The sequence below is a fragment of the Stenotrophomonas sp. CS3K5 genome, assembly GCF_059515225.1.
This window is the reverse complement of record NZ_JCAKRX010000004.1, coordinates 232,570-255,450: the sequence shown is the minus strand read 5'-3', so window position 1 is coordinate 255,450 and position 22,881 is coordinate 232,570. Positions and strand designations below refer to the sequence as shown.

Below are 22,881 nucleotides of genomic sequence, written 5' to 3'. Positions count from 1 at the left end.
CCGAGCGTAGGCTCGGCTCTACGGGGCGCCGGGCGCACCCATGCGACAATGACGGCCCCCACGTCTTCCCTGGCCGCCCGGTGCGGCCTGCCGCTGTCCTGATGTCCAGCCCCGTTTCCCGTATCGCCACCGCCTCCCCACGCATCGCGCTGGGCGGCATCGGCCTGGCCGCGATCGGTGCCGTCGCCGCCTCCGGCAAGGCCGTCATCGTCAAGCTCGGCCTGCGCCATGGTGTCGATGCCACCACGCTGCTCGCGCTGCGCATGCTGATGGCGCTGCCCTTGTTCGTGCTCATGGCACTGTGGGCCGCGCGCCGGGCCGGGCCACTGTCCTGGGCCGACCGCGCCCGCGTGCTGTGGCTCGGGTTCACCGGCTATTACCTGTCCAGCCTGCTCGACTTCCAGGGCCTGCAGTACATCAGCGTGACCCTGGAACGGTTGATCCTGTACCTGAACCCGACCCTGGTGCTGCTGATCAACGTGCTGCTGGCACGGCAGCGGCCGGGGCGCTGGCAGATCGGCGCGCTGGTGCTGAGCTACCTCGGTGTGCTGCTGGCCTTCGGCCACGATCTGCAGCGCGAGGGCGGGCAGATCATCGTCGGCAGCCTGCTGGTGCTGGGCAGTGCGCTCAGCTACGCGCTGTACCTGTTCGGCAGTGGGCAGGTGGTGGCGCGCATCGGTGCGGTGCGGCTGACCGCCTATGCCAGCTGTGTGGCCAGCGTGCTGGTGCTGCTGCATTTCGCGGTGACCCATCCACTGCCGTTGCTGTGGCAGGCACCGGCACGGGTGCAATGGCTGTCGCTGGTCAATGCCACCGTGTGCACGGTGCTGCCGGTGCTGGCGATCATGCTGGCGGTGCAACGCGTGGGTTCGTCGCTGGCCGCGCAGGTCGGTATGCTGGGCCCCGTTTCCACCATCGTGATGAGCCTATGGCTGCTCGACGAACCGATGGGGCCGGCGCAGATCGCCGGCACCGTGCTGGTGCTGATCGGCGTACTGCTGGTGACCCGGCTGCGGCGCTGACGCCGGAGCAGGCGCGTGCACGCATCCTGGCGGTGATCCGCGCGATTCCGCCGGGACAGGTGCTGGGCTATGGCCAGGTGGCGATGCGAGCCGGCCTGCCCGGGCGGGCGCGGTTGACCGCGCGCATCCTCGGCCAGAACGACGACCCGGACCTGCCCTGGCACCGTGTGCTGCGCTCGGACGGGCGCATCGCGATGGCGGAGGGATCGGCCGGCTGGCGCGAGCAGTCACAGCGCTTGCGTGCCGAGGGCGTGGTGGTGGAGAACGGGCGGGTGCGGATGGCGGCGACCGATCCGGCCGCAGCGCTGGATGCCGCGGTGTGGGGCCCCGGCTGAGCGTGGCGGGCGACTGAACAGGCTGCGCCTGCCGGTCGCCAACAAGATGCGGTGCTGCGGCTATGATGGAGGCCGTTCCATGCCGGTGCTCCCATGTTCCCGCGACTGCCAACCGTCACCAAGGCCCTGCTGATCGCCAACGCGATCCTGTTTCTGCTGCAGCAGCCGTTCCTGCTCGGCATGCAGACCTTCGAGCCGTTCATGCTGCAACCGCTGCAGCAGGGCTTCGATGCGTTCTCGCCCGGCGGCAACTTCCAGCCGTGGCAGCTGCTGACCTATGGCTTCCTGCATGGCAGCTTCGGCCACCTGTTCTTCAACATGCTGGCGGTCTTCATGTTCGGCGCGCCGCTGGAGCAGACCTGGGGCGAGAAGCGCTTCCTGCTGTACTACCTTGTGTGCGTGGCCGGTGCCGGCGTCTGCCAGCTGCTGGTCGGCACCCTGCTGGAGAATCCGGCCACGGTGCTGGGTGCCTCCGGCGGCGTGTTCGGCCTGCTGCTGGCCTACGGCATGCTGTTCCCGAACCAGCGGGTGATGCTGCTGTTCCCGCCGATTCCGATGAAGGCGCGGACCTTCGTGATCCTGTTCGGTGTGGGCGAACTGGTGCTCGGCATGACCGGCTGGCAGCCAGGCGTGGCCCACTTCGCGCATCTGGGCGGCATGCTGTTCGGCTGGCTGCTGATCCGCTACTGGCGCGGACAACCGCCGTTCAACAAGCGCCGCCCGCCGGGCCCACCGAATCGCCCGAACCATCTGCGAAGCGTGAAGTGAGGCGCGATGCGTCTCGCTTCACGCGGGTAGGTGCCAACCACGGTTGGCACCTACCAGAGCAAACGGTACGCCTACCAAAGGCACACCCTCACAGATCCCGCAGTACCACCTGCGCGGCATTGTGCCCCGGTGCACCGGTAACGCCACCGCCGGGATGGGTGCCCGAACCGCACAGATACAGGCCGGGCAGGGCGCCACGGTAGCCGGCCTGGCCGACCATCGGCCGTGCCGAGAACAGCTGGTTGGCACTGAGCGCGCCGTGGAAGATGTCGCCGCCGATCAGGCCGAAGGTGCGTTCCAGATCCAGTGGTGACAACACCTGGCGGCCCAGCACGCTGTTGGCGAAGCCAGGCGCATGACGTTCGACGGTGGCGATCATCAGGTCGGCCACGCTGTCCTTGTGGTCATCCCAGTGCCGACCTTCGGACAGCACCGGCGCCACGTGCTGGCAGAACAGGCTGGCCACATGCTGCCCGGGCGGCGCCAACGAATCATCCAGCGTACTGGGAATCAGCATCTCCACGATGGGCTCGCGTGACCAGCCGTCGCGGCGTGCGTCCAGCCAGGCGCGGTCCATGTAGTCCAGGCTGGGTGCCAGGATGATGCCGGCACTGAGATGCTCGCCCGGCCCGGGCAGGGCGCGGAAGTCGGGCAGACGCGACAGCGCCACGTTCATCCGGAACGTGCCCGATCCACAGCGCCAGTGCGTCATGCGCTCGCGGGTTGCTTGAGGTACCTGCGCCGGTTCCAGCAGCTGCTCGTACAGCAGTTTCGGGTTGACGTTGGCGATCACCACGTGTGCGCGGAGCGTTTCGCCGTTGCCCAGTTCCACACCGACCGCGCGGCCCTGCTCGACATGCACTCGCCGCACATCGGCATCCACGCGCAGCTCGGCGCCGGCCTGGCGTGCAGCGGCCGCGATGGCCTGGCTGATCGCGCCCATGCCACCGATCGCGTGGCCCCACGCGCCTTTCACGCCATTGCACTGGCCAAACACATGATGCAGCAGCACGTAGGCACTGCCCGGCGAGTAGGGGCTGGCGTAGTTGCCGACGATGCCGTCGAAGCCGAACAAGGCCTTGATCGGCTCGCTTTCAAACCAGCGGTCCAGGTACTCGGCCGCCGACAGCGTGAACAGGTCCAGCAGTTCCTGGCGCAGTGAAGCATCCAGCGCCGCCAGTTCGCGGCCCAGCTTTCCCATCTGCCACAGTGCGGGCAGCGCGCGCCAACCACCCGACATGCCAAGATCCGGCGGCGCGCGCAGGGCCCACGCACGCAGCACGTCGGCGAAGACCTCCAGCCGCGCCTCGTAGGCGGGCAGCACCTGTGCATCGCGTCGGGAGAACTTGGCCACCTCGGCCTGGGTACGGCCCGGCGCCGACAACAGGTAGCGGCCATCGGGCAATGGCAGAAAGTTGTTGGCCGGCCGCGCAACGATGCGCAGCCCATGCGCATGCAGCTGCAGATCGTCGATCACCTTCGGCTGCAGCAGCGACACCGTGTACGAGGCCACCGAATTGCGGAAGCCGGGATGGAACTCCTCGGTGACCGCCGCCCCGCCGAGCACGCTGCGCCGTTCCAGCACCAGCACCTGCTTCCCGGCCTTCGCCAGATAGGCCGCGCAGACGAGCCCGTTGTGACCGCCACCGATGATGATCGCATCCCAGGACATCTGCACCTCGCAAAAAGGGGGCGGAGGGGATCAAGTCGCATTCTGCATCGATGCGCCGGGGATGGGGAGAAACGACTTAATTCCCTCCGTCCCCTTTTTTGATTGCCGCTTCGAGGGTCGCGATGTCGATCTTCTTCATCGGCATCATCGCGTTGAAGGCGCGCTTGGCCAGCGCCTTGTCCTTGCTGGTCACCGCTTCGATCAGCATGCGTGGGCTGATCTGCCAGGAAATGCCCCAGCGGTCCTTGCACCAGCCGCATTGGCTCTCCTGGCCGCCGTTGCCGACGATGGCATTCCACAGGCGGTCGGTCTCGGCCTGGTCTTCGGTCTGGATCTGGAAGGAGAAGGCTTCGCTGTGCTTGAACGCAGTGCCGCCATTGAGGCCGACGCAGGGAATGCCGCAGACGCTGAACTCAACCGTCAGCACGTTGCCTTCCTTTCCGTCCGGGTAATCACCGGGGGCGTGGTGCACGGCCGTCACTGCACTGTCGGGCAGGATGCTGGCATAGAAGGTAGCGGCCTCGAGTGCGCCGCTGTCGTACCAGATGCAGATCGTGTTCTTGTGTGCCATGTCGGGGCTCCACGATGGACGAGGCCGCAGCGATAACATGCCCGGTGTTAACCCGGGATCGTGCTGCACCCGCAGAAAAAAGGGCGCCCGAAGGCGCCCTTTGCTGTGCTGCGTCAGCCCTGGCTCAACGCCAGACCTTGATCTGCTCGGCCTCGCTGCGCTGCATCGGCTGGCCGGCCTTGCAGCTGAAGGTGGCCCCGAACGCGGGCAGGTTGGCCAGCGTGCCGTTGCTGCGCCACATGCCCGGTGCACGGATGTCGGCGGTCAGGCGGCGCACGGCTTCGTTCGGCGACAGCTGCTGTGCCCACAGCGCCGACCAGGCACGGAAGAAGCCCTGCTGCTGTGCCTGCTTGGCCTTCGGCTCCTGCGCGGTGTACGCCGCCCAGGCCAGTTCCAGACCGGCGATGTCGGCCAGGTTTTCTTCCTGGGTCAGCGTGCCGTTGACCTTGGCACCCTTCACGCCGGGGAATTCGTAGGCGCCGTACTGGGCGGCCACGCGGTTGCCGAGCAGGGTCCAGGCGGTCTTGTCGGCCGGGGTCCACCAGCTGCGCAGTTCACCCTTGGCATCCACCAGCGCGCCCTTGGCGTCGATCGCGCGGGTCAGCTCATGGCCGACCAGGCCACCGAAGCTGCCGAACTTGTCGGCCGCGTCGGCCTTGGCGTTGAACACCGGACCCTGCAGGATCGCAGCGGTGACGATCAGGCGGTTCTGCGCCAGGTCATAGGCCAGCGACGGCTGCTGCGGCAGCACGTCCCAGCGGCGGTCGGCGTTGCCCTTGCCGATGCGGCGCATCTCCTCACGGTGGCGCCAGGTCGATGCGATCAGCATGTTGCCGCCGAACGAGCCGCGGCCCATCGGCTGAACCGTGTAGTCGAGGTCACGCAGCGGCGTACCGATCTCGATCTTCAGCGCGGCCAGCTTGGCCTGCGCTTCGGTCTTGGCCTCGGCGCTCATCCAGCTGCTGTTCTTGACCGCCTCGATCTGCACCTCGCGCACCTTGTCGACGATCCATGCCGCCTGGCGACGGTCTTCGGCCGACAGGTAACGCGCGGCATACTCGCGGCCGACCATCGGGCCGGCGGCCACGTTGATCGCATCGAGCACGCTTTCCCAGCGCTGCGGCGGCAGCGTTTCGCCGCGCAGCACGCGGCCACGGAATTCAAACTCGGCGTCGCGGTAGGCCTTGGACAGGTACGGTGCCATCGAATCGCCCACGCGCCAGCGCAGGTAGGCCTTCCACTGGTCCGGCTTGAGCTTGGTGACCATGCCGTCAAGCTGCTTGAACAGCTGCGGGTCGGCCAGCGAGACCAGATCGTCGTCCACGCCCTGCGCCTTCAGGAACGCATCCAGCTGCAGGTTGCGGTAGCGGCTGTTCAGATCCTTGGTGGAGATCGGCGCGTAGTTGTTGAACGGATTGTTGATGCCGGCCAGCGACTGCGCATTGCGCGCCAGTTCGGTTTCCAGCGCGATCACCGCCTGCGACTCCGCATCCAGCTTGGCAGCCGGGGTGCCGGTCAGCGCCAGGATCTGCTTGACGTAGTTGCGGTAGCGGCCCATCAACGCCACGGTATCGGCATCGGTACGGGTGTAGAACGCCGGATCGGGCAGGCCCATGCCGCCCTGCATGAAGTAACCGATGTGTCGGTCCAGTGCCTTCAGGTCCACATCCGGACCGAAGTTGAAGGCCACCGGAATGCCGACCTGGTGCAGCGCGGCGATCGAGGCCGGAACATCCTTGGCCTTCTTGATGGCGTTGATGCGGGTCAGCAGCGGCGCGATCGGATTGGAGCCGTCTGCTTCCACCGCCGCCTCGTCCAGGCCGCTGGCCCAGAAATCGCCCAGCAGCTTCTGCACGTTGCCCTGCGGCGCCTTCATCGAGGCGTCCAGCAGTTCACGCTGCTGTTGGCGGCTGCGCTCGACCAGCTGGCCCAGCGCGGTGGTGGCACCGACCTGCGGCGCCGGGTTGGCCTTGAGCCAGCCCGCATTGGTGGCCGCATAGAAATCGCTGCACTGGGCGCTGACGGCCGGGGCACGCGCGGCCTTCTTCTTGGCGGCGGCGAACGCATCATGGCTCGGGACCAGGGTCGCCAGGCTGATGCCCAGGGCGATGGCAAGCGGACGGAAGTTGGGCATGTAGAACGAATCCGTGATGGATTGAGGGCGCGCGCACTATAGCAAGCCGGGCATGGACGCGGCATGCACGCATCACGCTGCATCCGCCGGGCATGACCCGGCGCGACCGGATGGGTGGCATGGACCCATCACGCTGCTCTCGCCGACCAAGGTCGGCAGCCGCCGGAGAGCGTCGGGATGAGTGGATCCACGCCATGCGTGGATGGCGGGTTAGGCAAAAAGACAAAGGCCCGGGAATCCCCGGGCCTTTGCAGGTCTGCCGCAGCGTCAGCCGGGGCTTACCAGATCACCACCTGCTGATCGCCGGCACGGACCATCGGTGCACCGGCCTTGCACTGGAACGCTGCGGCGAAGGTCGGCAGGTTCGACGGCGCACCCATGGCGCGGAACTGCGCCGGGGCGTGCGGGTCGGTGGCCAGGCGGACCTTGGCGTTTTCCGGGGTGTACTTGGTACGCCACACGGTGGCCCAGTTGAAGAAGAAGCGCTGGTCGCGGGTGAAGCCGTCAACCTTGGCGTCTTCCTTGCCGGCGCTGGCCTTCTGCAGAGCGTCGTAGGCGGTGGCCAGGCCACCCAGATCGGCGATGTTCTCGCCCAGGGTCAGGTGGCCGTTCACCGCCTGGCCGTCAACCTTGTACTGGTCGAACTGCTTGACCAGCTTGCCGGTCAGGCCTTCGAAGTTCTTCTTGTCGGCCGGGCTCCACCAGTCTTCCAGGTTGCCGGTCGGCCCGAAGCGTGCGCCCTGGTCGTCGTAACCGTGGGTCATCTCGTGGCCGATCACCGCACCGATGCCGCCGTAGTTCAGCGCGTCGTCGGCCTTCGGGTCGAAGAACGGCGGCTGCAGGATGGCGGCCGGGAACACGATCTCGTTCTGCAGCGGGTTGTAGTAGGCGTTGACCGTCTGCGGGGTCATGCCCCACTCGGTCTTGTCCACCGGCTTGCCGATCTTGGACAGGTTGAACTTGTAGTTGAACTCGTTGGCCGCGCGCACGTTGCCCAGGAAGCTGTCGCGCTGGGTCTGCAGGCCCGACCAGTCACGCCACTTGTCCGGGTAGCCGATCTTGGGGGTGAAGGTTTCCCACTTGGCGATGGCCTTGGCCTTGGTTTCCTCGCTCATCCAGCTCAGGCCCTGGATGCGTTCCTTCAGCGACGCGGCCAGGTTCTTCACCAGCTCTTCCATCTTCGCCTTGGCTTCCGGCGAGAAGGCCACCTTCACGTACAGCTGGCCGAAGGCTTCGCCGGCATCGTTCTCGATGGTGCCCAGCACGCGCTTCCAGCGCGGCTTCTGTTCCTTCTGGCCGTTGAGGGTCTTGCCGTAGAACTCGTAGTTCTCCTGCACGAAGGCATCGGCCAGGTACGGCGAGGCGCTGTCCACGGTGTGGAAGCGCAGGTAGGCGCGCCACACCGACGGATCGGTGTCGCCCAGCGCCTTGCTCACTTCTTCATGGAAGGCCGGCATGGCCAGCGAGAACTTCTCCGGCGCGGCCACGCCCTGCGACTTGAAGAACTCGGTCCAGCTGAAGTTCGGGGTCAGCTTGTCGGCGTCGGCCAGGGTGACCGGGTTGTAGAACAGCTCGACGTTGCGCGACAGCTCCACGCGCGACTTCGATGCCTTGGCCAGGCGGGTCTCGAACTTGACCACGTCCTCGGCCTGCTTGGCCGCATCGGCTGCAGCGACGCCGGACAGTTCCAGCACCTTGGCCACGTGCGCCTGGTAGGCCTTCAGCTTGTCGGCGTTCTTGGCATCGGTGTAATAGGTGGTGTCCGGCAGGCCCAGGCCACCCTGGCTGGCGTAGGCCAGGTTCACCGCCGAGTTCTTGAAGTCGGCTTCAGCGCCGAAGCCGAACAGGATGTTGTCACCCTTGGCCGCGCTGCTGCGCAGGTAGTTGGCGATGGCTGCCTTGTCCTGCAGGCCGTCGATCGCGCTCAGGTCGGCCTTCAGCGGCTCGATGCCCTGGGCATTGATCTTGGCTTCGTCCATGCCGGTGGCCCACAGGTCGCCGACGATCTTCTCGATGTGGTTCGGGTTCTTCACCTGTGCGACCTGCTCGGCCAGCTGGTGCTGCACGGCCACCGAACGCTCGTCGAGGATGGTGAACGCGCCCCAGCTGGTGCGGTCGCCCGGGATCTCATTGGCGGCCAGCCACTTGCTGTTGACGTAGTCGCCGAAGGCGGTGCAGGCGTCCTTGGTGGTATCCAGGTCGCTGGGCTGGAAGGCGTTGTAGGCCGGCAGCTTGCTCTCATCCAGCTTGTAAACGGTGGCTTCGGCGGTGGCCGGGGCGGGGGCCGCGGCATCCTTGGCCGGGCTTTCGTTCTTGCCGCAGCCGGCCAGCACGGCCGACACGGCCAGGCTGAGCAGGACGATCTTGGGAGTGCGCGTCATCACTATTGTTGGCCTCCAGGCCGAGTGAGTCAGGAAAGAGCCGCAGGTACGGCCGTGGGCCGAACGATACGCCGCCGGCCTGCGCTGCAAGGGTGTCGAAGGTCATGCCCGGGCGCAAGGGCCAGAACGTGCAAGGACGCCCGCCGGGCGCCCTTGCTGTGGGCCGGTAACGCTTACAGGCCGCCGCCGCCGCAGCCTTTGCCCAGGTAGTCGTCGATCAGCTGCAACTGGTCGGCCATGATCCGGCGCGTCCAGGCCGGCCCGTGGGCGTAATCGGCGATGGCGTGGAACTCGACCGGCTGGCCGGAACCCTTCGCCTTGTTCACGAACCACTCCGACTGTTCGATCGGCACCGTGCGGTCGCGATCGCCGTGGTAGACCATCAACGGGATCTTCATCTCGCCGGCCTTGTCCACCGGGTTCAGGCCGGCCACGGTGGGGGCCTGGGCCTGGCGGAAGAACGGGTTGGTATAGAAGCGCGACCAGATCTTCTTGATGTCCGAGACGCCGGCACCGGCAATGGCACATTTGTACAGGCCGTTGGGGCGCACCGATGCGGCAAACGCCGAGTAGCCGCCATAGGAGAAGCCGAACATGGCGATGTGGCCGGGGCGGGCGATCTTCTGGTCGATCATCCACTGTGCGCCGTCGTCCTTGTCATCCTGCATTTTCTGGCCCCACTCGGCGTCACCGGCCATCCACAGCTTGCGGCCCCAGTCGGCCGAGCCGCGGAACTGCGGACGCAGCACCGCCATGCAGCGCGATGCCATCAGCGGGACCCACATCGAGCCGTCGAAGTCCATGCCATCGCGCGCCCATGGCCCGCCGTGGGGATGCACGACCGCCTTCCAGGGGCCGGCGCCGCACAGTTCGGTGCTGGGCGTGGTGAGGAATGCGGGAATATCCAGCCCGTCGCGTGCCTTGTAATAGACCAGGCGGGTCTGGCCCAGTGCGGCAGGCTGGATCTGCGGGTAGGTCTTGGCCAGCAGGGTCAGCTTGCCGTTGTGCAGCAGGTGGTATTCGGGCGGATTGGACGGCCCGGAGGTCGCGACCAGCACGTTGGAAAGGTCCGCGGTGTAGTCGAGGATGCGCAGGCTCACGCCGGTATCGTAGTTGGCGGTGAAGCGCTGGCCGTTGGCAGTATCGACCATCGCCAGCGGTTCCTGGGTGATGCCCAACGCCTGGCGCAGGCCCTGGTCCAGCGCCTTCATGCGCGGCGAGGTCCACTGCATGTCGTCACCGCGCGGGCCGGCGTAGCCGATACCCATGATCTCGCCGAACGGCACCGCACCGTTGCGGAAACGATTGATCAGCATCGAACCGGCATTGAACAGCTTGTGCTCGAACAGCACTTCCTTCTGCTTGCGCGCGCTGATGTCGTACTCGTACACGATTGCCTTGTCGCGGCCGACATTGCTGAGCACGAAGGCGATGTTCGGGTCATCGGCAAAGCCGATCACCTGGTTGACGTCGCGGTTCTTCACGTAGGAGCGGAAGTGCTCCTCCCAGGTGCCCGTGGCGGGCGAGCGGAACTCGGTGGCGACGTAGGCACCGGTGCCGTCGACATCCTGGCGCAGGCGTGCGCGCAGCTCGCTGTCGAGGTCGGTGATGTAGCCGGCCACGCGTTCTTCGGTCTTCTGGATGCGCTGGGAGGTGAAGTTGCGCAGGTCGACCTTGTAGACGTCACCGGAGCTGCTGCCACTGCCGTTGACCACCAGGATGTGGTCCGGATCGTTGGGCAGGGTGTCCAGTACCGTGGCGTTGGCCAGGGCCTGCTCGAGCTCCTCGCTGCGGCTGCTGGCACGCGGCGGGGTGATCGGCTCCTTCCACTGCTTGCCTTCGATGTCGGTGATGAAGAACTTGCTGACGAAGGTCTTGGTCACCCGGTCCGCGCGCAGGTCGTAGGGCTGCCACAGCACCACCGCCAGCTGGCCGTTCTTGATGAACGACACGCTCTGGAACTTCATGCGGTTGGCGCCGATCACCGTTGGCGGCTTGTCCAGCGCATCGGTGCGCCACACCACGATCACGCGCTCTTCGCCATTGGCGCGCAGACCGGCGATGTGCTGGCCATCGGGCGACAGCGACAGGCTGGAGATGGCGGGGAAGGCGGCCATCTGCTCGATGGTGGGCGCTTCGGGCTTGGCGTGCAGGTACGGGGAAACGCTGGCCAGGGCCGCCAGCAACAGGGTTCGCTTCATTGCAACCTCGGAATGCAGTGGCACCTGCCTGCGGAAAAGGCAGTGCCGGAAATGGAACCGCCGCCCCGAAGGGCGGCGGTTGCAGGGAGCAGGATCAGAACGAACGCGTGATGTTCAGGAAGTAGCTGCGACCGAAGTAGTCGAAGCCGCTGTACAGCAGCGCGTTGCCGACAGTGCTGTAGATGCCCTGGGAGATGGTCGGCGGCTTGCGGTCGGCGAAGTTGCGCACGCCACCGGTGACCGACCACTTGTCCGCTTCATACTTCACCGAGATGGCCTGCAGGAAGTAGTTCGGGGTGTACAGCTTGTACGCCGAGGTGGCTGGATCGAAGTCACCCGGGTTGCGCTCCTCGTAGTACGCGTAGCTGTCCATCTTGTCGATCCAGTCCAGGCCGTAACGCACCTGCCAGTTCTTCCACTTGTAGCTCAGGTCCAGCGAAGCGGTGTTTTCCGGACGCGACAGCATGCCGTTGTAGTCCACCAGCGGATCGTCGGAGAAGACCTTGCTGGCCTGTTCCAGGTAGTGGGTGAACTGCAGCGTGGTGCGCAGGGTGCCCGGGCCGATTTCGCGGACATAGCGGGTGGTGAAGTCCAGGCCGCGGACCTTGTCGGTGGACAGGTTGATGAAGCCGTTGGTCACCACCAGCTGGTTGTTGACCGGGTTGCGCGCCACCAGGCGGCACAGGCCCGAACCGGAGGCGAAGTCGGCACTGCCGCTGTCGTAGCAGCGCGACAGGATGTTCGCACCGCCCGCGCTGTCGACGCCGTTCTTCACTTCGATGTCGAAGTAGTCGGCGGCGAAGGACAGGTCACCGAAGCCACTGCCGAATTCCGGCTGGATCACCACGCCCAGGGTCTTGGCCTTGGAGGTTTCGGCTTCCAGGCCGGCCTCGGCACCACCCTGGGTAACCACGGTCACGCCCTGGGTGGCCAGATAGTCCGGCGCCAGGCCCAGCGATGCGCAGTTCTGGTAGCGCGGCGAGCTCGGGTTGCGATCACCGTACTCGTTGCAGGGGTCGGCGCTGCTGCTCAGGAAGCCGGTGGTGCCGCCCAGGAACTGCTCGAACAGAGCCGGTGCGCGGTAGGAGGTGCCGTACGACGCACGGAACGACAGCCACTTCACCGGGGTCCACAGCGCGCCGATCTTGTAGGTCTCATCCGAGCCGTAGGACTTGTAGTCGGTGTAGCGGCCGGACAGGTTGACCGTCAGTTCCTCGGCAGCGGTGACGCCGGACAGCAGCGGCAGTTCCAGTTCGCCGTAGGCTTCAAGCACCGAGTCCGAACCGCGGGTCGGGGTGGCGTTGGTCAGGTTGTACAGGTCGGCATTGATCGAGTACGGCGACGGGGTGTCGTCGATGCGTGCCTTGCGGTACTCGACGCCGAACGCGCCGCCGGCCGAGCCGTAGGGCATGTCGAACAGCGGACCGTTGACGTTGAAGTTGACCGTGGTTTCCTTGTACAGCGTGTTGCCGGTGACCGGCACGAACACCCAGTCCTTCCAGTCCTGCGGCAGCTTGCCGCCGATGGTGTTGGTGTTCAGCGCCGGCGCGGCGATGCAGCCGTTGGAAGCGTCGCGGCAGACATAGCCACCGGCGCCGTTGGAGACCACGTCCAGGCTCTGGCGCAGGCGGCTGGTCAGGAAGCTTTCGAAGGTGTAGTCGGCGTCGCTGCGGGCGTGCATGACGTTGAAGTCATAGTTCCACTCCGAGCTCAGGTGACCACGCAGGCCGGCATTGAAGCGCAGGAAGTCGACGTTCTGCTTGTTGGTGTCGTTGCCGAAGCCGATGAACGCACGCACGCCCAGGTTCTTGCCGCTGGTCTGGTCGGTCGGGGCGCCGGCCACGCTGTCACGCAGGTTGGCCGGGATCAGCGGGCTGCCCACGGCGTAGTCCAGGGTCAGCTGGCGGTAGCCGGTCTGGGTCGACTTGCGCTTGTTGCCCAGGAACTCGTAGTACAGCTCGGCATCACCCAGTGCATTGAGGTCGAAGCCGCCCTGGAAGTACAGGGTATGGGTCTTGGTCGGCGAGATCAGCGACTCGTTGCGCATGGCCGGGTCGAAGGTGTCGCGGGTGTTCAGGTCCACGCCTTCGTAGCCGACCAGGCCGGTGGTGATCGCCGCGTTCGGGCGCCAGCGGTTGAAGCGGGTGCCGGCGCCGCCCGGGGCTGCCACACCGGTGCGGGTGTTGGTGCCGATGGTATTCAGGGTGGTGCCGCCGGCATCGAGCGACCAGCACTTGGGCTTGCCGGTCAGCGGATCGATGAAGTCACCGCTGCCCCAGGAGTCGCCGGCCTCGATGTCACGGTACATGTCGGTCGGGCAGCCGCCGGCCCAGCTGCGGTCGGCCAGGGTCAGTTCGTTGCGGGTGTAGTACTCGTACGAACCGGAGAAGTGCGAACGCTCGCCGGTGGAGCCGAACATGATCGAGTAACGGCGCTCTTCACCGCCGCCACCGTCGGTAGCGTTGTGCTGCGCTTCGAAGGTGACACCGTCGACCTTGGTCTTGGTGATGATGTTGATCACGCCGGCCACGGCGTCGGAGCCGTAGATGGACGAGGCGCCGTCCTTCAGGATCTCGACGCGGTCGACGATCGAATTCGGCAGCACGTTCAGGTCGGTCGAGCCGACCGAGCCGCGGGTACCGGCCGGCGATACGCGGCGGCCGTTGAGCAGGATCAGGGTGCGGGTCGGACCGAGGCCGCGCAGGCCCAGGGTGTTGGCGCCCGGGCCGCCGTCGGTGACGTAGCCGCCGTAGGCGTTGTTGATCTGTGCCGCACCGGCGGTGACCGCCGTGCTCTGCAGGGCGGCGGTGGTCGAGTTGAAGCCGGCCAGGGTGGTCTCTTCACGGGTGACGACCTGCACCGGCGAAACCGAGTTGAACACGTCGCGGCTGATGCGCGAACCGGTGACGGTCACCGTGTCCAGGTTGGTGGCCTTCGACTTGGGCGCTTCCTCGGTCTGCGTCGTGCTGGAGGCGTCCTGTGCGATCGCCGGGGCGGCTGCGGCGAGCAGCACGGCAGAGGCGAGGGCGAAGCTCAGCGGATGCTTGCTGAGCGACTTGCGATTGATCATCTGAAATCCCCTTGAATCGAATGATTGCGTCGTACACCGGGACTGGTCCTTGTCGACGTCTCCGTGTGCCCCTTGCCCGGTGTCGGCAGCGTGCCGCCGCCCGGCGCTGGTACCGGCTTCACGTGCCGATGACTCGAGATTAACATCACATTAACCAAGGCTGTCAAGCGTTCATCATGCAGTCATGGAGATGTGTGTCACGCGCCGTGCTGACTGCGACAAAGTACGTCGAGTTCTGCATATCTCATTGATCTGTCTTGCATTGTTACGGGCGTGATCGAAGGTGTCTATATTCTGAACAAGCGGATTCGGCCAGATCGCAGGCAAAAAAAAGGCCCCGCCGAAGCGGGGCCTGGCCCGGACACGAAGTCCGGAAAACGACGGGATCAGAAGTCGTACTTGACCTGGGCCGAGATCTGGCGGCCGTACACGCTGTAGAAGCCGCTGTTGAACGGGGTCGATTCGTTGCCCGGGTAGTTGTAGCGCTGGCCCTCGGGCAGCTTGTTGAACACGTTGTTGACCATCAGCGACAGGGTCAGATCATCCTGCGCCTGGTAGTTGAGGCTCATGTTGTAGGTGGTGTACGAGCCCCACTTGCCGGCCTTGGCGCCGGAGGAGTGGACGTAGTCATAGCTGCGGCCGGTGTAGGCCAGGTAGTTCGGGGTGCTGCCGATGTAGTTGGCGTACACGGTGGTGGTGAACCTGGAGATCGCCCAGGCCACCGACACATCGCCGCGGACCTTGGCGAAGTTGTCGTAGTACCACATGTTGTACGGATCGCTCAGCAGGTCCAGCTTCTTGGCGCCGGGCAGCGGCTCCACTTCACGCTTGAGCATGTTGGTGTAGTTGCCCGAGAACATCAGCGAGCCGAAGCGGCCGATGTCCTGCTGGTACTTGGCACCGACGGTCACCGCCTGCAGGTTCTGGCTGGCGACGTTGAGCTTGGGCGTGTACACGCGGGTGAGGTTGCCGGCGGCGTCACGGCTCACCCAGTCGGTCACGTTCTGGCAGCTGGCCGAGGTGTTGTTCGGCAGGCCGTTGCGGCACTGGTACTCGGCCAGCAGCAGCTGGTCGGTGCTCAGGGTCTTGACCTCGTTCTTGATCTTCCAGTTGTAGTAGTCCACCGACAGCGAGAAGTTGCTCACCGGGGCCCACACCACGCCTGCGCTCCACACGTCGGCGGTGATCGGCTTCAGGTCCGGGTTGCCGGACTTTTCGCTGTACACCGAGGTGGTCTTGTAGAACGAGCAGGCGTCGTCATGCAGCGCGTAGTTCAGCTGGCTGCAGCGGTAGTAGTCGTTCTGGCCGGAGGCGAACGAACCGCTCATGCCCTGGAAGGCATCGGACAGGGTCGGCGCGCGGAACGCGGTGCCGTATTTGCCGCGCAGCAGCAGGCTTTCGATCGGACGGTATTCCAGGCCCAGGCTGTAGGTGGCCTTGTCCACGGTCTTGTCGGCGATCTTGAACGCGTCATAGCGGCCCGAGGCGCTGATGGTCAGCGATTCGAACACCGGCATGCGCAGTTCGCTGGTCACCGCGTAGTTGCTGCGGTGGCCGGCACCGGCCACGGCGCTCGCGCCCCAGGCGTTGCCATCGATGAAGGCCTGGTCCGGCGAGTAGTCCCAGCCTTCACTGCCGCCTTCCAGCACCACGGCCAGGCCGGCGTCGCCGCCCGGCAGCGAGAACAGCGAACCGTTGGTCACCTGCACGCGGCCCAGGTTCTGCCAGGTCTTGCTGTGGTGGGTGCCGTAGCCGGTGAAGCTGGCGAACTGGTCCGGGGTGATCGGCGAGTAGAACGCGGCGTAGTTCGGGTTGTAGATGCCGAAGCCATCGGCGGTGGTGCCCAGGCGCGGGCCCAGCACGGTGTCGCCGAAGAAGCCTTCGATCTTGTCCTTCCAGCGTGCGAAGCGGTTCTGGTCCAGGCGGTACTCGCCACGGGTGAAGCTGGCGCTGTAATCCCAGTCGCCGACCATGCCCTTGCCACCCAGGGTGACCTGGTAGGAACGGCTTTCATCGGAATTGAGGATGTTGTTGTAGTGGCCCGGGCCGATTTCTTCCGGTGCGAAGGCGCGCTGCAGGTTCACCACCTTGCCCAGGCCCTGGTCGTAGAAGCCGCCCATCACCGACTTGGTGCCCCACCACAGGGCGCTCGAGCCGGTGGTGAATTCAGTCTTTTCCTTGCTGTACAGCAGGTCGGCGAACAGCTGGAAGTTGTCGTTCACGTCGAAGGTCATCGACGAGTAGAACTGGCCACTGTTCTTGCCGTTCTTCAGGGTCTTGTAGCCGGCGCTGTACACCGAACCGCACGATTCGCCCGAGGCACGCTTGCCGACGGTGGTGGTGCCGTCATACAGGCCGGCCACGTTGGCGCAGCGGCTGGGGTCCATCATCAGCAGCTTGTTGTCAGCGTTGGTGATGACGGCGAAGTCGTTCGACGGCACCTGTGCGGTGTAGCCGACCGGGTTGTTCTGCTTGGTGATGTCACGCTGGTAGCCCCAGATCGGGCTGCCGTTTTCGATCTGCACGTTGACCAGCGCGTGGAAGCGGTCGTCGAACGCGTTGAAGCCCTTGGCGGCGCTGAAGCGGATGTTGCCACCACCACCTTCGGTGTAGGTGCCGCCACGGACGGTCATCGTGCCGCCGTCCATGCGCTCCTTCAGGATGATGTTGACCACGCCGGCGATCGCGTCCGAGCCGTACAGCGAGGACTGGCCGCCCGGCAGCACTTCGATGCGCTCGACGATGTCGATCGGAATGCCGCTGATGTTGTTGAACGACTCGCTGCCGTTGTACAGCGCCGGATACGAAAGCATCGGGCGGCCGTTGATCAGGTACTTGGTGTAGCCCGGGTTCAGGCCGAACATGCCGGCCGCTTCGGCGCCCTGGGTGAAGGCACCCGAGGTCTGGCCGCCCTGCAGGCCGCCGGTGGTCAGCGAGGACTGCTGCAGCACTTCAGCAACACTGCTGAAACCGCGGGTCTGGATGTCTTCGGCGGTGATGGACATCACCGGGGTCTGGGTTTCAACCTGGGTCTGCGGAATCAGCGAACCGGTGACGGTGATCTTGTCCAGGTTGGTCGCCTTGTCCTGGGCCATGGCCGGTGCGGCGGCCATCAGGGCGGAAATCAGGGCGACGGAGAGCGTACTGCGACGTGCGGTATTGCTGAAGTGTTTCATGTAGTTCCAATAAGAGCAAAAACAAAAACGGCACTGCGCATACGCCGTCGCGCGGGCTGGACAAACAGCCCCGAGGCCTGGAAACAGTGCGCGGCGAACGTAACATGAACTTAACAATCCGTGGACGAATCTGTCGCAATCCTGAATTTCAGTCAGGTTGCATCCAGCTTGTATGATGCGGGGTTACTCCTTCCGATCCCGCCGGTGCCCGTTGTGAACAGTTCTCCCCGCCGTCCCCATGCCAGCCAGGTCCAGAAGGGACTGACGCCGCATGCCCGCATCCGCAACGTCATCGCGGTGGGCTCGGGCAAGGGCGGCGTCGGCAAATCCACCACGGCGGTCAATCTGGCCGTGGCGCTGCAGCAGCTGGGGGCCCGCGTCGGCGTGCTCGACGCCGATATCTACGGCCCCAGCGTGCCGGCCATGCTGGGCCTGTCCGGCCGCCCGGAAAGCCCGGACAACAAGAGCATCGAGCCGCTGCGCGCATTCGGCGTGGACACCATGTCCATCGGCTACCTGATCGAGGAAGACACGCCGATGATCTGGCGCGGGCCGATGGCCACCTCGGCGATGACCCAGCTGTTCAACGACACCCTGTGGGACGACCTGGATTTCCTGCTGATCGACCTGCCGCCGGGTACCGGTGACATCCAGCTGACCCTGACCCAGAAGATTCCGCTGGCCGGGGCGGTGATCGTCACCACGCCGCAGGACATCGCCACGCTGGATGCGAAGAAGGCGCTGAAGATGTTCGAGAAGGTCGAGGTGCCGGTGCTGGGTATCGTCGAGAACATGGCGGTACACACCTGCAGCAGCTGCGGGCATGTCGAACACCTGTTCGGCGAGGGCGGTGGCGAGCGCATGGCCGCCCAGTACGGCGTGCCGCTGCTGGGCTCGCTGCCGCTGCAGATCGGGATCCGCGAGCAGGGCGATGCGGGCACCCCGATCACCGTCGCGCAGCCGGATTCGGTCCCGGCCCAGGCCTACCGCCACGCCGCGCAGCGGCTGGTCGAGGAAGTCGGCAAGCGTCCGCGGGCCTCGATCCCGATCCTGTCCTCGCTGCTGTAGGTGCCCGGGCAGGGGCCGCCGGCAGGCGCCGGCCCCCTGCTAGAATCCTCGCGCCCCCTCGTACCCCAGGACAAAGCATGAGCATCAAGAGTGACCGTTGGATCCGCCGCATGTCCGAACAGCACGGCATGATCGAGCCGTTCGAGGCCGGGCAGGTCAAGCAGGCCAACGGCGAGCGCATCGTCAGCTACGGCACCTCCAGCTACGGCTACGACGTGCGCTGCTCGCGCGAGTTCAAGGTGTTCACCAACATCAACTCCACCATCGTTGATCCCAAGCATTTCGACCCGGGCAGCTTCGTCGATATCGTCGGCGATGAATGCATCATCCCGCCCAACAGCTTCGCGCTGGCGCGCACCGTCGAATACTTCCGCATCCCGCGCGACACCCTGGTGGTGTGCCTGGGCAAGAGCACCTACGCGCGCTGCGGCATCATCGTCAACGTGACGCCGCTGGAGCCGGAATGGGAAGGCCATGTCACCCTGGAGTTCAGCAACACCACGCCGCTGCCGGCGCGCATCTATGCCAACGAAGGCGTGGCGCAGATGCTGTTCTTCCAGGCCGCTGCCGATGACGTCTGCGAGACCTCCTACCGTGACCGCGGTGGCAAGTACCAGGGCCAGACCGGGGTCACCCTGCCGCGGACCTGAGCGGTTGTGCCGAGCCATGCTCGGCTTCCTGGCAGGGCAGCCGAGCATGGCCCGGCTCTACATGAACGAAGGCGGCGCAATGCGCCGCCTTCCTTATTTGCCGCGACCGAACAGCATCGCGATGCCGACACCCACCAGGGCCACCGGCCACCAGGTCATCAGCAGCCGGGACAGGTTCAGGTGCGTCCAGCCCAGATTGCTGGCGAGCATGAACAGTCCGATCAGGATCAGCAGGATGGCGGCAACGAGGTTGAATCGCATCGGGTCGGCAAGGGCTCAGGACTGGGCCTGATATCCTAGCCGTTCCTTCCAGTAGGCGACATGCTGGTCAAGCGCGGCCGGCTCGTAGCGATGCGCCGGGCCGCTGCCCCAGACCGGGCCTGGCCAGGCCGGATCGCCGTCGTGACGGCCGATCACATGGAAATGCAGCTGGCGCACGATGTTGCCCAGCGCACCGATGTTGATCTTCTCCACCCCATCGGCGCCCTTCAGGGCCTTGCAGGCGCGGTTGAGCTCGGTGCGCAGCTTGTCCTGCTGCTCGCCGTCCAGCTCGATCCACTCGGTCACCCCCGCCAGGCGCGGTACCAGCACCAGCCAGGGGAATCGTTCGTCGTTCATCAGCCGCACTTGCGACAACGGTCCTTCGGCCACCAGCACGCTATCGGTGGCCAGGCGTGAATCGAGTTCGAATTCGCTCATCCAAGATGCTCCGAGAAGAAGTCCAGGGTGCGTTGCAGCGCCAGGGCGGCGCTGTCTGGATCATACGCATGTCCGACCTCCCGGTTGAAGGCATGGTCGGCCGGATAGACGTAGGTGCCCATCTGCGGCAGCTTTTCGCGGTGGGCCTGGATGGCCTCCGGCGGGATGCTCCTGTCCTGCGCGCCGAAGTGGAAGATCACCGGCGCCTTCGGCGTCTCATCGAGGAACTGGACATTGCGCGCGCCGTAGTAACTGGCCGAGGGCAGGCCCAGGCGCAGTGCCGACAGCATCGCCACCGTGCCACCCCAGCAATAGCCGACGGTGCCGACCTTGCCGTACGGGGCCAGCCGGGTGGCTGCTGCGCGGACCACTTCCAGTGCCTTCTCCATGCCCAGCGCTGCCACCCGTTCCAGGCCCTGTTTCACGCCGTCGGCGTCATAGGGCAGGGCGTCCGGATCGGCATCGGCGCCATCGACCAGGTCGAAGAACGAGGGGGCGAGCACCGCGTAGCCTTCGGCAGCAAAACGCTCGGCCACGCCGCGGATATGCGGGTTGGCGCCGAAGATTTCCTGCACCACCACCAGGCCGCCGCGCGGCGTGCCCTCCGGCAGGGCCTGCCAGGCCCGCACCGGGCCATGGTGCGTATCCAGGGTGATCCACTCGGCCATCGTCATCTACCTCGGTTGCAGGGGACAGGGCTGCATTGTCGATGGTGCGCGGGTTAGCGTGGCGTCAGCGGCTGTGCAGCATCGGGCGGCTGGCGATTCAGGGCGCGGCCACCAACCCCGGTATACTGGCGCCCTTTCAGGCCCCGGCCCCCAGGACCCCCTGCCATGCCGGCAGGGGCCCAGGCCCCCAGAGTTCCGCGATTCCATGTCCCAGCTGAACCCCAAAGTCGGCTTCGTCAGCCTTGGCTGCCCGAAGGCCCTTGTCGATTCCGAGCGCATCCTTACCCAGCTCCGCTCGGAGGGCTATGACATCGTCCCGTCCTACGATTCGGCCGACGTGGTGGTGGTCAACACCTGCGGCTTCATCGATTCGGCGGTGACCGAGTCGCTGGACGCCATCGGCGAGGCGATGAACCAGAACGGCAAGGTGATCGTCACCGGCTGCCTGGGCAAGCGCCCGGAGCAGATCCGCGAGGCGTACCCGAACGTGCTGGCGGTGTCCGGCCCGCAGGATTACCAGAGCGTGATGGAAGCGGTGCACGAAGCGCTGCCGCCCAAGCACGATCCGTTCGTGGACCTTGTGCCCGACTACGGCATCAAGCTGACCCCGCGTCACTACGCCTACCTGAAGATTTCCGAAGGCTGCAACCACAAGTGCAGTTTCTGCATCATCCCGTCGATGCGCGGCAAGCTGGTCTCGCGCCCGGTCGATGAGGTGCTGCGTGAAGCCGAGCGCCTGGTGCGCGGCGGCGTGCGTGAGCTGCTGGTGGTCTCCCAGGACACCTCGGCCTATGGCGTGGACGTGAAGTACGCCGAGAAGATGTGGCGCAACAAGGCCTACCAGACCCGCCTGAAGGCACTGTGCGAAGGCCTGTCCGAGCTGGATGCGTGGGTGCGCATGCACTACGTCTACCCGTACCCGCATGTGGATGAGGTGGTGCCGCTGATGGCCGAGAATCGCATCCTGCCGTACCTGGATATCCCGTTCCAGCACGCCAGCCCGCGCATCCTGCGCCTGATGAAGCGCCCCGGCGCGGTGGAGAAAACCCTCGAGCGCGTGCAGAACTGGCGCCGCATCGCGCCGGACATCACCGTGCGTTCGACCTTCATCGTCGGCTTCCCCGGCGAGACCGAGGCCGAGTTCGAAGAGCTGCTGTCGTTCCTCGACGAAGCGCAGCTGGACCGCGTCGGTGCGTTTGCCTACTCGCCGGTCGAAGGTGCCACTGCCAACGACCTGCCCGATGCCGTGCCGGAAGCGGTGAAGCAGGAACGCCTGGCCCGCTTCATGGAAAAGCAGGCGCAGATTTCCGCCGCGCGCCTGGAAGCCAAGGTCGGCACCGTGCAGCAGTGCCTGGTCGATGCCATCGAGGGTGACATCGCGGTGGCCCGCTCCAAGGCCGATGCGCCGGAGATCGACGGTCTGGTGCATATCCAGAACGCCGATCAGGTTCCGCTGCGGGTGGGTGAGTTCGTCGATGTGGAAATTACCGAGAGCGACGAGCACGACCTGTACGGCGACGCACTGGCCGCCGCCGCGCGTCCGGCGTTCGACCTCAAGGTGCTGTGACCACTGCGCCGACCGCCACCGGCGACGGCGGCGGTCCTCGGCGCTTCGTACCGCCGCCACGTGCGGCGGTCGATCCACGGGTGTTCGCGCACCCGCTGTTTGCCGGCGTGCAGGACTTCCGTGACCTGCTGGACGGCACGGCATGGCCCTCCATCGCGGCGCTTGATGCACGCCTGGCCGTGCCCGGCAAGCGCCTGGTTGAACAGGGCGCCGCGTTGCTGGCCGACGGCCTGCACTATGAGGCGCGCATCGCACAGGGATGCATTGCCACCCGCGCCGACAACTGGCATGACCTGTTCAATGCGCTGGCGTGGGCACGCCATCGGCAGCTCAAGCATGTACTCAATGTGCAGCAGTGCCTGCATATCGAGGCCATGCCGGCGGGCCAGCGAAATCGCGCCCAGGCCGCGTTGACCCAGTTCGACGAAAGCGGGGTGATCGTGCGGGTGTGCGATGATCGGGGGCTGGCGGCATGGGATGCGCACGACTGGCCGACGCTGTTTGAACCGATGCACTGGCGCACCGGCGTTGTGGCCGTTGCGGCGGTGTTCGGTCATGCGCTGATGGAGCAGGCGTTGCTGCCGGGCCGCCTGTTGGTCGGCAAATGCGTGGTGGTGCAGGGCGACGACGACGATGCCTGTATCGCCGAAGTTGCTGCGGCCATCTGCGAGGGCCGGGTGCTGACCGATCCGTTGCAGCTGCGACCGCTGCCGCTGGCCGGCATCCCGGGCTGGCACGAGGGGCAGGATGCCGCCTTCTATGCCAACACCGATTACTTCCGCCCGCTGCGCGCAGAGCGCCATTACCCGCCGCCTTTGTAGCGTCGAGCTTGCTCGAATGGCGGCAGGTGCAGCCGAGTGTGGGCTCGGCTCTACAACGGTGACGCAGTCGAGCGAGCC

17 protein-coding genes are annotated in these 22,881 nt (G+C 65.9%); 7 read left to right on the top strand and 10 right to left on the bottom strand.

The window, feature by feature from the left end; translation table 11 throughout:
* Positions 1–101: 101 nt before the first annotated feature.
* The 3 genes from AC5YGJ_RS08470 to AC5YGJ_RS08460 all read left to right on the top strand — a co-directional run bounded on the left by AC5YGJ_RS08470 (position 102) and on the right by AC5YGJ_RS08460 (position 2,125).
* Positions 102–1,022 (top strand): DMT family transporter, encoded by a 921-nt coding sequence (locus AC5YGJ_RS08470; RefSeq protein WP_496186264.1) that lies wholly within the window; start codon positions 102–104, stop codon positions 1,020–1,022.
* A complete protein-coding gene (locus tag AC5YGJ_RS08465) occupies positions 929–1,357 on the top strand; it encodes an MGMT family protein (RefSeq protein WP_409460303.1) in 429 nt (142 codons plus the stop codon). Before AC5YGJ_RS08470 ends, AC5YGJ_RS08465 begins: the two co-directional genes overlap by 94 nt.
* A 93-nt stretch (positions 1,358–1,450) precedes the next feature.
* The gene (locus tag AC5YGJ_RS08460; protein ID WP_008267505.1) at positions 1,451–2,125 is read left to right on the top strand and encodes a rhomboid family intramembrane serine protease; all 675 of its coding nucleotides are present in this window, start codon (positions 1,451–1,453) and stop codon (positions 2,123–2,125) included.
* An 88-nt stretch (positions 2,126–2,213) separates the two neighbouring features.
* On the opposite strand, the gene AC5YGJ_RS08455 is transcribed toward AC5YGJ_RS08460, so the two are convergent.
* The 7 genes from AC5YGJ_RS08455 to AC5YGJ_RS08425 form a co-directional block, all read right to left on the bottom strand.
* Complete coding sequence (locus AC5YGJ_RS08455; RefSeq protein ID WP_309338334.1) at positions 2,214–3,797, bottom strand: phytoene desaturase family protein; 1,584 nt, start codon at positions 3,795–3,797, stop codon at positions 2,214–2,216.
* A 76-nt stretch (positions 3,798–3,873) separates the two neighbouring features.
* Positions 3,874–4,368, bottom strand: coding sequence for a VOC family protein (locus tag AC5YGJ_RS08450; protein ID WP_249843304.1), 495 nt, complete (start codon positions 4,366–4,368; stop codon positions 3,874–3,876).
* Between the two features lie 124 nt (positions 4,369–4,492).
* Entirely contained in the window at positions 4,493–6,502 is a 2,010-nt protein-coding gene (locus tag AC5YGJ_RS08445; protein ID WP_309338331.1) for a M13 family metallopeptidase, read from the bottom strand.
* Between the two features lie 278 nt (positions 6,503–6,780).
* Positions 6,781–8,883: a M13 family metallopeptidase gene (locus AC5YGJ_RS08440; protein WP_496186263.1), complete on the bottom strand. Its 2,103-nt coding sequence runs from the start codon at positions 8,881–8,883 to the stop codon at positions 6,781–6,783.
* 173 nt (positions 8,884–9,056) lie between these two features.
* Positions 9,057–11,084 carry an alpha/beta hydrolase family protein gene (locus AC5YGJ_RS08435; protein WP_249843307.1) on the bottom strand — a complete coding sequence of 676 codons (2,028 nt, stop codon included), beginning with the start codon at positions 11,082–11,084 and terminating at the stop codon, positions 9,057–9,059.
* Positions 11,085–11,178: 94 nt separating this feature from the next.
* Positions 11,179–14,154, bottom strand: coding sequence for a TonB-dependent receptor plug domain-containing protein (locus tag AC5YGJ_RS08430; RefSeq protein ID WP_249843308.1), 2,976 nt, complete (start codon positions 14,152–14,154; stop codon positions 11,179–11,181).
* A 386-nt stretch (positions 14,155–14,540) separates the two neighbouring features.
* Positions 14,541–17,330 (bottom strand): TonB-dependent receptor domain-containing protein, encoded by a 2,790-nt coding sequence (locus AC5YGJ_RS08425; protein ID WP_496186262.1) that lies wholly within the window; start codon positions 17,328–17,330, stop codon positions 14,541–14,543.
* A 213-nt stretch (positions 17,331–17,543) separates the two neighbouring features.
* Between AC5YGJ_RS08425 and apbC the strand changes: the two genes are divergently transcribed.
* Complete coding sequence (apbC, locus tag AC5YGJ_RS08420; RefSeq protein WP_107231096.1) at positions 17,544–18,398, top strand: iron-sulfur cluster carrier protein ApbC; 855 nt, start codon at positions 17,544–17,546, stop codon at positions 18,396–18,398.
* Between the two features lie 77 nt (positions 18,399–18,475).
* Entirely contained in the window at positions 18,476–19,048 is a 573-nt protein-coding gene (dcd, locus tag AC5YGJ_RS08415; protein ID WP_012511735.1) for a dCTP deaminase, read from the top strand.
* Positions 19,049–19,141: 93 nt separating this feature from the next.
* On the opposite strand, the gene AC5YGJ_RS08410 is transcribed toward dcd, so the two are convergent.
* The 3 genes from AC5YGJ_RS08410 to AC5YGJ_RS08400 are packed head-to-tail and all read right to left on the bottom strand — an operon-like array spanning position 19,142 to position 20,415.
* Positions 19,142–19,309, bottom strand: a complete 168-nt coding sequence (locus AC5YGJ_RS08410) for a LiaI-LiaF-like domain-containing protein (RefSeq protein WP_181358735.1) — start codon at positions 19,307–19,309, stop codon at positions 19,142–19,144.
* Positions 19,310–19,324: 15 nt separating this feature from the next.
* The gene (locus AC5YGJ_RS08405; RefSeq protein WP_057495924.1) at positions 19,325–19,747 is read right to left on the bottom strand and encodes an HIT domain-containing protein; all 423 of its coding nucleotides are present in this window, start codon (positions 19,745–19,747) and stop codon (positions 19,325–19,327) included.
* Positions 19,744–20,415, bottom strand: a complete 672-nt coding sequence (locus tag AC5YGJ_RS08400; protein WP_496186261.1) for a dienelactone hydrolase family protein — start codon at positions 20,413–20,415, stop codon at positions 19,744–19,746. Before AC5YGJ_RS08400 ends, AC5YGJ_RS08405 begins: the two co-directional genes overlap by 4 nt.
* Before the next feature lie 205 nt (positions 20,416–20,620).
* Between AC5YGJ_RS08400 and rimO the strand changes: the two genes are divergently transcribed.
* Positions 20,621–21,982, top strand: coding sequence for a 30S ribosomal protein S12 methylthiotransferase RimO (gene rimO / locus AC5YGJ_RS08395; RefSeq protein WP_249843311.1), 1,362 nt, complete (start codon positions 20,621–20,623; stop codon positions 21,980–21,982).
* Positions 21,979–22,803: a DUF3025 domain-containing protein gene (locus AC5YGJ_RS08390; RefSeq protein ID WP_496186260.1), complete on the top strand. Its 825-nt coding sequence runs from the start codon at positions 21,979–21,981 to the stop codon at positions 22,801–22,803. The genes rimO and AC5YGJ_RS08390 overlap by 4 nt, the downstream gene beginning before the upstream one ends.
* Positions 22,804–22,881: the final 78 nt, after the last annotated feature.